Genomic DNA, 12257 nt, shown 5'->3' on the forward strand with positions numbered 1-12257 from the left:
GTCAGGCAGAGGTATCTATGGATTTTAATCAAATCGCCCGCGAGCTTATTCCACTGCTCGGTGGCAAGGAAAATATCGCCAGCGCGGCGCACTGCGCAACGCGTCTTCGTCTGGTGCTGGTCGATGACGCGCTGGCGGATCAGCAGGCTATCGGCAAGGTCGACGGCGTGAAAGGCTGCTTCCGTAACGCCGGGCAGATGCAGGTGATTTTTGGCACGGGCGTGGTTAACAAGGTGTACGCCGCGTTTATTCAGGCGGCGGGGATCAGCGAATCCAGTAAATCGGAAGCCGCGGACCTGGCGGCGCGCAAGCTGAACCCGTTCCAGCGCATTGCCCGTCTGCTCTCCAACATCTTTGTGCCGATCATTCCCGCGATTGTGGCGTCCGGTCTGCTGATGGGTCTGCTCGGCATGGTGAAAACCTACGGCTGGGTCAATGCGGATAACGCCATCTACATCATGCTGGACATGTGCAGCTCGGCGGCGTTTATCATTCTGCCTATTCTGATTGGCTTTACCGCCGCGCGCGAATTTGGCGGTAACCCGTACCTCGGCGCGACGCTGGGCGGGATTCTGACCCACCCGGCGCTGACCAACGCCTGGGGCGTGGCCTCCGGCTTCCACACCATGAACTTCTTCGGCCTTGAGATCGCGATGATTGGCTATCAGGGTACGGTATTCCCGGTGCTGCTGGCCGTCTGGTTTATGAGCATCGTGGAGAAAAACCTGCGCCGCGCGATCCCGGATGCGTTGGACCTGATCCTGACGCCGTTCCTCACCGTCGTTATCTCCGGATTTATCGCCTTGCTGATTATCGGTCCGGCGGGGCGCGCCTTAGGGGATGGTATCTCCTTCGTTCTGAGCACGCTGATCGCCCACGCGGGCTGGCTGGCCGGGCTGCTGTTCGGCGGGCTTTACTCGGTGATTGTGATCACCGGTATTCACCATAGTTTCCACGCGATTGAAGCCGGGCTGCTGGGTAACCCGTCGATTGGCGTTAACTTCCTGCTGCCTATCTGGGCCATGGCGAACGTGGCGCAGGGCGGCGCCTGTCTGGCAGTATGGTTCAAAACCAAAGATGCCAAAATCAAAGCCATTACCTTACCGTCGGCGTTTTCTGCGATGCTGGGCATCACCGAAGCGGCCATTTTTGGTATCAACCTGCGCTTCGTTAAGCCGTTTATCGCCGCGTTGATTGGCGGCGCGGTGGGCGGGGCCTGGGTGGTCTCGGTTCATGTCTACATGACCGCCGTTGGGTTGACCGCCATTCCGGGCATGGCCATCGTGCAGGCCAGCTCGCTGCTCAACTATATTATCGGCATGGTGATTGCCTTCGGCGTGGCGTTTACCGTCTCACTGCTGCTGAAATATAAAACGGACTCTGAATAATGACGTTGCCTTCCCGCTGGCCTGCGATCCTGCAGGCCGTTATGAAAGGTCAGCCACGGGCGCTGGCGGATAGCCACTATCCGCAGTGGCACCCCGCACCGGTGACGGGGCTGATGAACGACCCGAACGGGTTTATCTGGTTTGCCGGCCGCTATCACCTGTTCTATCAGTGGAACCCGCTGGACTGCGAGCATCGCTTTAAGTGCTGGGGGCACTGGAGCTCTGCGGACCTGGTGCACTGGCGGCATGAGCCGCTGGCGCTGATGCCTGACGAAGCGTATGACCGCAACGGCTGCTACTCCGGTAGTGCCGTGGATAACCAGGGGGTTCTGACCCTGTGCTACACCGGAAACGTTAAGTTCGATGACGGCAGCCGCACGGCCTGGCAGTGCCTGGCCGTGGAACAGCCGGACGGAACCTTTACGAAGCTGGGGCCGGTGCTGGCGCTGCCGGAAGGCTACACCGGCCACGTGCGCGACCCGAAGGTGTGGCAACACGACGGGGAGTGGTACATGGTGCTCGGCGCGCAGGATGTGCAAAAGCGCGGCAAGGTGCTGCTGTTTAAATCAGCCGATTTGCACGCCTGGACGTCCTGTGGGGAGATCGCTGGTCACGGGGTCAACGGCCTGACGGAGGCGGGGTATATGTGGGAGTGCCCGGACCTGTTTGCCCTCGACGGAACGCACGTCCTGATCAGCTGCCCACAGGGACTGGCGCGCGAGCCGCATCGCTATCTCAACACCTATCCGGCCACCTGGATGAGCGGGGCGTTTGACTATGCCTGCGCCGCATTCGATCACGGCGAGCTGCACGAGCTGGACGCGGGGTTTGAGTTTTACGCGCCGCAAACGACGCTGGCGGAAGATGGACGCCGCATTCTGATCGGCTGGATGGGCGTACCGGACGGGGAAGAGATGCTTCAGCCAACCCGGGCGCACGGCTGGATGCACCAGATGACCTGCCCGCGCGAATTACGCTATCGCGACGGCAGGCTCTGGCAGACCCCGGCGCGCGAGTTGACGGCGCTGCGTGAAGATGAGCAGCACTGGCAGGGGCTCGCCAGCGACGCGCCAAACCTGGACGCGACGCGCCTGGAGTTTGAGCTGGACGCCGCGCATGTGAATGTCGATTTTGGCGGCGCGCTGCGTCTCACGCTCGATGAGCAGGGTATACGTCTGGAACGCGCGAGCCTGAAAACCGGTGAAACGCTGACCCGCTACTGGCAGGGCGACGTCCGTCATTTACGCGTTCTGTGCGACCGTTCCAGCGTTGAAATTTTCATCAATCACGGTGAAGGGGTGATGAGCAGCCGCTATTTTCCTGACCATCCGACCCGGGTGCGATTCGAAGGTGCGTCCGATATCACATTACGCTACTGGTCGCTGCGCGCCTGCATGATAGAATGAGGGTTTTGGCAGCCGGATCTAAGTCGTTGTGAGAAAAACAAAACGCGTCACCATTAAAGACATCGCGGAGCTGGCGGGTGTGTCAAAAGCCACCGCCAGCCTGGTCCTGAACGGGCGCAGCAAAGAGCTTCGCGTGGCGGAAGAGACGCGCGAGCGCGTGCTGGCGATTGCAAAAGAGCACCACTATCAGCCCAGCATTCATGCCCGGTCGCTGCGGGATAACCGCAGCCACACCATTGGTCTGGTGGTCCCGGAGATCACCAACTACGGTTTTGCCGTTTTTTCTCATGAGCTGGAAACGCTGTGCCGCGAGGCGGGCGTTCAGCTGCTGATCTCCTGCAGCGATGAAAACCCGGGGCAGGAGACGGTGGTGGTGAACAACATGGTGGCGCGTCAGGTGGACGGGCTGATTGTGGCCTCCAGCATGCTCAACGACGCGGACTACCATAAGCTGAGCGAGCAGCTGCCGGTGGTTCTGTTTGACCGCCACATCAACGACAGCGCGCTGCCGCTGGTGATCACCGATTCGATTACCCCGACGTCCGAACTGGTGGCGGACATTGCGCGCCAGCATCCTGATGAGTTCTACTTTCTCGGCGGCCAGCCCCGCCTGTCGCCTACGCGCGACCGCCTGGAAGGCTTTAAGCAAGGGCTGCGTGAGGCCGGTGTGGAACTGCGCCCCGAGTGGATCATTCACGGCAACTATCACCCGAGCTCCGGGTACGAGATGTTTGCTGAACTCTGCGCCCGTCTGGGGCGTCCGCCGAAAGCGCTCTTCGCCGCCGCCTGCGGGCTGCTGGAAGGGGTGCTGCGCTATATGGGCCAGCATAACCTGCTGCAAAGCGATATCAGGTTAGCCAGTTTTGACGATCACTACCTCTACGATTCGCTGACGATCCCGGTGGATACCATTCGCCAGGACAACCGCCAGCTGGCGTGGCACTGCTTTGATTTGATTAGCAAATTGATCGAGGGAGAGACCCCGGAACCGTTGCAACGCAAGCTGGCTGCCACCCTGCAGCGGCGCTATAAGTAAGCAATATAGCCCGGACCGATACATCAATAACTTTAATTAATTTAAGTTTTGGAAGCGCCGATAACCATAAGGAATAATTCTCCTTGAGGTATTGGTTTATGTCGTTGAAAAAGTCATCCCTGATTGTCCTGTTCTCGCTGCTTTTCTTCTTTGTTGTCAGCACCGTCACCAGCGTTGGCCTCATCATTAAAAGTAATAATTCGCTGGATAACGTCAACAAAGAGATCCAGGTTGTGCTGTCCATTATTGACCCGATCAACCATAGCCGTACGCTGCGCGTGCGGGTGATGGAGTATGTGAAGATGGTGGAAGCGGGCAACGCGGCGGACGGCGCTGCAAAGCTTACCGCCGTGAAAGAGGCGCTGACCAAAGCGGATCACGCCTTTGCGGCCTTTATGGCGTCGCCGCGCCTGAGCGATGAAGCGCCGCTGGTCACTGCCTATCAGGATGCCTGGCAAAACTACCGCAATCAGGGGCTGGCGCCGCTGATCGATGCCGCCGAGGCGCACGATGTCGCCAAATTTAACGCGCTGATCCCGGAAGTCTCCCGTCTCGACCGCCAGTACGAGATCGTTCTCGACCAGGTCCTTTCCGTCCACCAGAAATACGCCAAAAGCCTGAACGAAGATGCGAGCAGTAACTTCGTCTCTGGTCTGGCGATCATTGCCGCTATCGCCAGCCTGTTTGTGGTGGTGATTGTCGCCGTCAGCCTGCTGATGAAGCGCTTTGTTTTTGCGCCGGTCAACCTGGCGCGCGAGCACTGCAGCCAGATTGCGGCAGGCAAGCTGGACATTCCGGTGCCGGTGAAGGGGAGTACAGGCAACGAAATCGACCATCTGATGGGCTCGATGGAGCAGATGCGTCAGGCGCTGCTGGCGACCATCGCCCAGGTGCGCGATGCGAGCCATACCGTAACGCACGCAGCCCAGGAGATTGCCTCCGGGAATATCGACCTGGCGTCACGCACCGAGCAGCAGGCTTCGGCGTTAACCCAGACGGCGGCCAGCATGGAAGAGCTGAGCGCGACGGTGGCGAACAATACCGATAACGTGTATCAGGCCGGGAAGCTGGTGCAGGACGCTGTGAAAAATGCCCACACCGGTGAAGCGGTGACCCGTGAAGTGATCGACACGATGAATACCATCGCGGCGAACTCGAAGCGCATTGAAGACATTACCAGCGTGATTAACAGCATCGCCTTCCAGACCAACATCCTGGCGCTGAACGCGGCGGTTGAAGCGGCGCGCGCCGGTACGCAGGGCCGCGGCTTTGCGGTCGTGGCCAGTGAAGTCCGCACCCTGGCGCAGAAAAGCGCGGTGGCGGCCAAGGACATCGAAAGCCTGATCGCGCAGTCGGTATCCAGCGTGAAAAACGGTGCGGAGCTGGTGAGCCGCTCCGGCGAGGTGATTGACTCGATTATTTTATCGGTGAATAAAGTAAATACGCTGATGGAGCAGATCTCCGTCGCCTCCGAAGAGCAGAGCCGCGGGATCAGCCAGGTCGGGCAGGCGGTGACCGAGATGGACGGCGTGACGCAGCAGAACGCCGCGCTGGTGCAGCAGTCCGCCGCTGCTGCGGCATCGCTGGAAGAGCAGGCGCAGCAGCTTTCACGGAGTATTTCGAGTTTTAGTTTGCCGGTGCAGGCGTAAGCCTTTGACATGTGCCGGGTGGCGCTGACGCTTACCCGGCCTACGAAACCTGTAGGCCCGCGCAAGCGTCAGCGCCGCCGGGCAATCACCGCGAATGTGCGGCCAGAGTAATTATTTCATTCATCCCGGCAATATTTCCCTTCCTCATCCGTCTACCTCATCACACGCCATAATCAGTTACTGTAAACGAGGTAAACACCATGAGAGATTTTGATATGCACGGCAGAGGTCACGGACGCGGATTTGGTCGCCACCGTATGGGCAAGGGGTTAGTCATCGGCGCGGTGATTTTCATCGTGCTCGGCCTGCTGGTGATGACCCTGTGGAACGCCTTGCTCCCGGCCATCCTCGGCGTTAAGGCCATCGGATTCTGGCAGGCACTGGGCATTCTGGTGCTGAGCCGTATTCTGTTTGGCGGGTTAGGTTTCCGCCCCGGAATGTTTGGCGCGCACCGCCGGATGCACGAGCGCTGGATGAATATGACACCCGAACAGCGTGAGGCGTTTATTCAGCAGCGCCGTGAAGGGTTTGGTCGCCACGGTCGCGGGCACTGCGGCTGGCACGGCCATCGTGACGATAAGCGCGATGACGCCACGCCAAAAGCGCCGGAAGCAGAGTGAGCGAGATGAAAGCCGGGGAGGCGGGTGGCTCCATGCTGATGTCGGCGCTCAACGCCTGTCGCGCCCGGCTGAAAGCCTTCATTCGCGGACGGACGTCCGTTCGCGATGATGCCGACGACATTTTGCAAGAAGTGACGTACCAGCTGATGAAAGTGGAGCAGCCGGTCGAAAACGTCGCCGCCTGGCTGTTCCGCGCGGCGCGTAACGAGATGACCGACCGGGCGCGCAAAAAGCGTGAGGTGTCGCTCTCCGGCTATTTTACGGGCGAGGACGACGAGGGTTTTCCGGAAGACGAGCTGGCCGAAACCCTGTTTGGCGTACCGCGCACGCCGGAGGAGGAGTACCTCAAAACGCTGCTGTGGGAAGAGCTGGGGCAGGCGCTGTCTGAACTGCCGTCGCCGCAGCGCGAGGCGTTTGAAAAGACCGAGCTCCACGGCTACAGCATTAAGGTGCTGGCAGAGGAGACCGGCGCCAGCGAACAGGCGCTGTTATCCCGCAAGCACAAGGCGGTGCTGTTTCTGCGCACGCGGCTGCGGGACGTCTACGACGCGCTGACGGGCGAATAGCGGCGGCAGACAAAACCTTACACTTCCGGCACTTGTAGATTCATCACTATCGTTTATGATCGGGTCGTCTTGTCACTCTGGAATGTTATGCGCAACCGTCAGCTCCTCGGAAAATGGCTTTTGATTATCACCTGTCTCGCGATGGCGCTTTGCCTCGTGCAGCGTGCGGTGATGCTCAACCATTTTTTACAGGGACTGGATCCGCAGATTTCACTGAGTGCAGATGCCCCGGCTCAAACCAGCAGCACTGAACAACCCGGCCCGTCGCCGTGTCAGCTCGGCGCTCACTCGCTGCTTTGCGCGCAGCCGCTGTTCTTCGACGGCGCGCTGCCGGCCATTGTTATCTTCTTCGCGCTACTGCAGCTGTTGATGCAAGGGCGGGCATTGGTTCCCGTGGAACAGCCCGTTCAGGCGCCGCCTCCCCGAATACACCTTAAAAACTGCGTTTTCCGTGAATGAAAAACATCGTCACCGCACGATAATTTTTCACTGTTCACGGAGTACAACATGGTTAACCTCTTCAGGGGATTCGTCTTCCTGTGGCTGTCCTGCATCGGCATTGTCCATGCGGCGGACACCGGCTGGCTGGTCTCCCCACAAAACGATCACGCCCGCATCCGCTTTCAGGCGGAGAGGGAACAAACGCACGTTAAAGGCCTGCTCACCGTTGAGCTAAAGCCCGGCTGGAAAACCTACTGGCGATCGCCGGGCGAGGGCGGCGTGGCGCCGAAAATCAGCTGGCCGGAAGGCGTAACGGACAGCTGGTCATGGCCGGTGCCGTCGCGCTTTGATATCTCCGGCATGACCACGCAGGGCTATCACGATAAGGTGACGATCCCGATGACGCTCGACGGGGTGACGGGCGACGCGCTCGACGGGACGCTGACGCTCTCTACCTGCAGCAACGTCTGCCTGCTGACGGACTACCCGCTGCATCTCGATTTTACCCAGCCGGTAGATGAGGGCTTCCGTAGCACCTTCGAGCAAGCGATGCGCGCCGTACCGGGCACGTCTGGCGTATCCAAGGATCTCTCCGCCTGGCTCTCTGGCGACAAGCTGGTGATTACCGGCACCACGGACGGCAAGTGGGACAATCCGGGGATCTACTTTGACCCGCTGGAGGGTGACATTCTGCCCGGCGAGCCGGTCATTAAACACGACGGCAATACCCTTCGGGTGACGGTACCCGTGACCGACGAGTGGGGCGATAAACCCGCCTCGCTGGCAGGCAAAAGGCTGTCGTTTGTGCTGACCAACGGCGAACGGGCGCAGCAAACCACCATGACCGTTGGAACCGCGCCCGAAGAGACCTCCGTACCGGACAGCACGGGAAAAATGGTGCTCTTTGCGCTGCTGGGCGGGCTGATCCTCAACCTGATGCCCTGCGTGCTGCCGGTGATGGGCATGAAGCTTAACAGCATCCTGCTGGCGGGATCGGACAGCCGCGCCATCAGGCTGCGCTTTCTGGCCACCAGCGCCGGGATCCTCACCTCCTTTATGCTGCTGGCCGGGATGGTGACCGCGCTGAAGCTGGCCGGGGCGTCGCTGGGGTGGGGCATTCAGTTCCAGAACCCGTGGTTTATCGGCCTGATGGTCGCCGTCACCTTCCTGTTTGCGCTGAACCTGTTTGGGACGTTTGAAATGCTGCTGCCTTCTTCTGCCGCAGGACGGCTGGCGACGGCAGGGGGAACGGGGATCGGCGGCAGCTTCTGCGAAGGAATGTTCGCCACGCTGCTGGCGACGCCGTGCTCCGCACCGTTCCTCGGTACCGCGGTTGCCTTTGCCCTTGGTGCGCCGCTGCACGCCCTGTGGCTGATCTTCCTGATGCTCGGCGTGGGCATGAGCCTGCCGTGGCTGTTCGTTGCCCTGGTACCGAAAACGGCGATGCTGCTGCCGAAACCCGGCCGCTGGATGAACACGCTCAAGGTCATCCTCGGCCTGATGATGCTGGTCTCAAGCCTCTGGCTGGCGACGCTGTTGAGCGTGCATCTGGGCGAGGCGGTCAGCCAGATCGTGATGCTGGCGCTGACTGCCGCTGCGCTGGTGCTGTTCGCGCTGAAGGGGCAAAAATCCTCACCCTTGTTCTGGCTGGTGGTCATCGCGCTGTCGGCGTTCAGCGGGTATCAGCTGCGCGGTCTGCTTAACGCGCCGCCTGATGCACCGGCACAAAACGTTGCGCAAACCATCCCGTGGCAGCCGCTCAGTGAAGAGGCCATTGAGCAGGCGCTGGCGCAGGGGAAACGGGTGTTTGTAGATATCTCGGCGGACTGGTGCGTGACGTGTAAGGTGAACGAGCACCGCGTACTCAGTCAGCCGGACGTTATTGCCGCGCTGCGCCAGCCGGACGTGGTGGCCCTGCGCGGAGACTGGAGCCAGCCGTCCGCGTTTATCGCGGATTTTCTGGCGAAGCGAAACCGTTACGCCATTCCGTTTAACGCGGTGTATGGCCCCGGCCTGTCTGAAGGGGAAATCCTCTCGCCGCTGCTGGACAAGCGCACCCTGGTCACCACCCTGAACAATGCAAAAGGCTAACGGTATGATGAAAAAATTCCTTATTACGCTGCTGCTCCTGCTGGCCCCGGTTCAGGCATTTGCTGCCCAGCCGCTGACGGCGGACCAGGAGCAGCGTGCGCAGAAGATGATCGCTGACTTCCTGTTTAACGATCCGAACTCCCCGCGCATCGGCGCGAAAAACCCAAAGCTCACCCTGGTGGTGTTTACCGACTACAACTGCCCGTACTGTAAAAAATTCGATCCGTACCTGGAGAAGATTGTCGAAAAACACCCGGACGTGGCGGTGGTCTTTAAGTTTTTACCTTTCCGCTCGGAAAGTTCGCTGACCGCCGCGCGAGACGCGTTAACCGTCTGGCGTGCGCATCCTGAGCAGTTTATGAAGCTGAACCACACACTGATGGCGAAAAAGGGGTACCACGATGACGCCAGCATTCAGGAGGCGCAGAGGCGGGCGGGCGTGAGCGTGACGACGCCGGACGAGGAGAGTTTGCTGACGATCAGGCGCAGCCTCATTGTGGCGGAAAAAATGGGGATCCAGGGCACGCCTGCCACGCTTATCGGCGAGGGGCTGCTGCCCGGCTGGGTGCCGTACGAACAGTTCGACGAAATGGTCAGTGACGCACTGAAAAACCGCTAACCTGAAGGGGGCGAAATGCCCCCGACAAACCGGAGAGGGAAATGAAAAAATTACTGTTACTTTCGGCGCTGGCGACGTCAGGGCTGGTACAGGCGGCTGAAGCCATACCGGATGTGGTGAAGCACTTCAGCGAGCAGCAGAATATCAAAATCATCAAGAAGCTGGATGCGCCTGGCGGGGCGCCAGCCTGGCTTGGGCAGTATCAGGATATGGGCGTGACGCTCTTTCTCACGCCGGACGGCAAGCACGTGATCTCGGGATATCTTTATGATGACAAAGGGAAGAACCTCAGCGAAGGCTATTTCCAGAAAGAGATCTACGCCCCAATGGGACGCGAAATGTGGAAGAACCTCAACGCGGCGCATCCCCTGAAGGAAGGGGCGGATAACGCCCCGCGTAAAGTCTTTGTCTTTGCCGATCCGTTCTGCCCGTACTGCAAGCAGTTCTGGGCCGAAGCGCAGCCGTGGGTCAAGGCCGGTAAGGTTCAGCTCAATACGCTGCTGGTGGCGTTCCTCAACCCCAACAGCGGGCGTAACGCCTCAGCGATTCTGAATGCGAAAGATCCGGTTGCGGCCTGGCGCGAATACGAGCTCTCCGGCGGCAAAAAACTGCCCAAGCCTGAAGGGGACGCTTCTCGCGAAACGGTTGAGATCCTACAGAAACATCAGGCACTGATGGACAGCCTGGGCGCTAACGCCACGCCGGCCATTTACTATCTGAATGCGGAAAATGAGCTGCAGCAGGTGGTGGGAATGCCGGATGCTCAGCAGCTCGAGGCGATGTTCGGGCCGAAGCCGTAAAAAACAGGCAGAAACGGGCGTTTCTGCCTGGTAATCACTTAACTACCCCAGCGTCCACGGAGGTAGTTTACCGCCTGCTGGGTCTGCGGCTGGTTCAGGTAATCTTCCCGGAACAGGATAGTGCCGTTGACGTTGGGCAGCGAATCGTTGAGGTCGAGCTGCTTTTTCAGCTCCGGCACGCCGCCCTGAACCGTCCAGTCCGGCTCGTTTCTCGACGGCTCGCCCACTTTATAGAACGCAATGCCAATATACAGGCGAGTATGGGTCGGCTTCACGACGTCGGCCCACCATTTGGTCAGCACGTCGTAGCGCGCGGCATCCCGGGAGAAGGGCCAGTAAATCTGCGGCGCGATGTAGTCCAGCAGGCCCTGCTGCACCCACTGACGCGTATCGGCGAAGGATTCATCATAGGCCGCGGCGCCGCGTGTGTCGGAGCCTGCCGGGTCAAAGGAGCGGTTACGCCATACCCCCGCCGGGCTGACGCCAAACTCAACGTCGGGCTTTGTCTGCTTGATTGCGCGGGAGACCTGGACGATCAGCTGCTGCGTGTTGTGCCTTCGCCAGTCGGCTTTTGAGGCAAAACCCTGGCCGTACTGCCGCCAGGTCTGCGAATCATTCAGCGCGGAGCCCGGCGATTCAGCATAGAAGTAATCATCAAACTGCACGCCGTCTACCGGGTAGTTCGCCACCACTTCGGTCACCACTTTGGTTATCCAGTCCCGCACCTCGGGAATGCCCGGGTCGAGCACAAAGCGGTCGCCTGAGATGCGCACCCACTCCGGATGCTGAACATAGACGCTGGACGGGGTCTGATAGGCGGTCCGGTTTAGCGCGGCGATGGTGGACGGCTTCGTGTTGGTCGACACGCGATAGGGGTTGAACCAGGCATGAACCTTCATGCCGCGCTTGTGCGCTTCATCGAGCATAAACTGCAGCGGGTCGTATCCCGGATATTCGCCGACGTTGCCCGTCAGCATATCCGACCACGGGAGAATCTTTGATGACCAGAGGGCCGTGCTGTCCGGCTTCACCTGGAAAAAGACCGTGTTAATGCCGAGATGCTTAAGGTTGTCGAGCTTTGCGATCAGCGCCTGTTTTTGCATCGCGATGCGCTGGTCCGCGCTGCGGCCATTCACCGACGCGACTGGCGGCCAGTCGAGACGCGAGACGGTCGCCAGCCAGATGCCGCGCATCGGCTCGTTTGCCTGCGGCGTCGGTTTGCTCGCGGTGGGGAGCGGGGTAACCAGTGACTTTGGTGGTTTTGAGGAGCAGCTCACAAGTAAAAGCGCGCAGGCAGCCAGCGCACCAATCCGTTTTACGTGTCGCGTCATTTGCGTATTAGCTCTTGATAATCCGACTGTTGGCCCAGGGATTAAAGGCGGGCGCCGCCTGCTCTGTATTTCCCTCATCGTTGAGGGAGTCCAGATACAGGGCTTCCACTTCCGCACGCGCCCATGGGGTGCGGCGCAGAAATTTCAGGCTCGATTTAACGCTGGGGTCTTTTCTGAAACAGTTAATTTTGATGCGGTCGCCCAACTCGCTCCAGCCATATTTCGCCACCAGGGCGTTGACCATCATCTCCAGCGTTACGCCATGCAAAGGATCTTTGGAAATATGTGCAGTCATAGGCGTCCGGATGTC

At 59.8% G+C, this 12257-nt stretch carries 12 protein-coding genes; 10 read left to right on the forward strand and 2 right to left on the reverse strand.

Going from position 1 to position 12257, the window contains the following annotated elements:
• Positions 1–17 precede the first annotated feature (17 nt).
• From P349_RS15095 to dsbG, 10 genes are all read left to right on the forward strand, one after another.
• Positions 18–1388, forward strand: coding sequence for a sucrose-specific PTS transporter subunit IIBC (locus tag P349_RS15095; protein ID WP_024909534.1), 1371 nt, complete (start codon positions 18–20; stop codon positions 1386–1388).
• Positions 1388–2794, forward strand: coding sequence for a sucrose-6-phosphate hydrolase (locus P349_RS15090; RefSeq protein ID WP_032647339.1), 1407 nt, complete (start codon positions 1388–1390; stop codon positions 2792–2794). The genes P349_RS15095 and P349_RS15090 overlap by 1 nt, the downstream gene beginning before the upstream one ends.
• A gap of 28 nt (positions 2795–2822) precedes the next feature.
• On the forward strand, positions 2823–3830 hold the full coding sequence (locus P349_RS15085) for a LacI family DNA-binding transcriptional regulator (protein WP_032647338.1): 1008 nt from the start codon (positions 2823–2825) through the stop codon (positions 3828–3830).
• Between the two features lie 98 nt (positions 3831–3928).
• On the forward strand, positions 3929–5479 hold the full coding sequence (locus P349_RS15080) for a methyl-accepting chemotaxis protein (protein WP_032647336.1): 1551 nt from the start codon (positions 3929–3931) through the stop codon (positions 5477–5479).
• 200 nt (positions 5480–5679) lie between these two features.
• Positions 5680–6099, forward strand: coding sequence for a hypothetical protein (locus tag P349_RS15075; RefSeq protein WP_024909528.1), 420 nt, complete (start codon positions 5680–5682; stop codon positions 6097–6099).
• A gap of 5 nt (positions 6100–6104) precedes the next feature.
• On the forward strand, positions 6105–6665 hold the full coding sequence (locus P349_RS15070; RefSeq protein WP_081758200.1) for an RNA polymerase sigma factor: 561 nt from the start codon (positions 6105–6107) through the stop codon (positions 6663–6665).
• 87 nt (positions 6666–6752) lie between these two features.
• On the forward strand, positions 6753–7124 hold the full coding sequence (locus tag P349_RS15065; RefSeq protein WP_032647333.1) for a hypothetical protein: 372 nt from the start codon (positions 6753–6755) through the stop codon (positions 7122–7124).
• A gap of 48 nt (positions 7125–7172) precedes the next feature.
• The gene (locus P349_RS15060) at positions 7173–9197 is read left to right on the forward strand and encodes a protein-disulfide reductase DsbD family protein (protein ID WP_032647331.1); all 2025 of its coding nucleotides are present in this window, start codon (positions 7173–7175) and stop codon (positions 9195–9197) included.
• A gap of 7 nt (positions 9198–9204) precedes the next feature.
• Positions 9205–9816 (forward strand): DsbA family protein, encoded by a 612-nt coding sequence (locus tag P349_RS15055; protein WP_032647841.1) that lies wholly within the window; start codon positions 9205–9207, stop codon positions 9814–9816.
• Between the two features lie 41 nt (positions 9817–9857).
• Positions 9858–10616 carry a thiol:disulfide interchange protein DsbG gene (gene dsbG / locus P349_RS15050; RefSeq protein WP_032647330.1) on the forward strand — a complete coding sequence of 253 codons (759 nt, stop codon included), beginning with the start codon at positions 9858–9860 and terminating at the stop codon, positions 10614–10616.
• A gap of 38 nt (positions 10617–10654) precedes the next feature.
• On the opposite strand, the gene P349_RS15045 is transcribed toward dsbG, so the two are convergent.
• Both P349_RS15045 and P349_RS15040 read right to left on the reverse strand, forming a co-directional pair.
• Positions 10655–11947 (reverse strand): glycoside hydrolase family 10 protein, encoded by a 1293-nt coding sequence (locus P349_RS15045; RefSeq protein ID WP_032647328.1) that lies wholly within the window; start codon positions 11945–11947, stop codon positions 10655–10657.
• 7 nt (positions 11948–11954) lie between these two features.
• On the reverse strand, positions 11955–12242 hold the full coding sequence (locus P349_RS15040) for a VF530 family DNA-binding protein (RefSeq protein ID WP_032647326.1): 288 nt from the start codon (positions 12240–12242) through the stop codon (positions 11955–11957).
• Between the last annotated feature and the right edge of the window lie 15 nt (positions 12243–12257).

The sequence above is a fragment of the Enterobacter sp. DC4 genome, assembly GCF_000568095.1.
GTDB classification, from domain to species: Bacteria; Pseudomonadota; Gammaproteobacteria; order Enterobacterales; family Enterobacteriaceae; genus Enterobacter; species Enterobacter pseudoroggenkampii.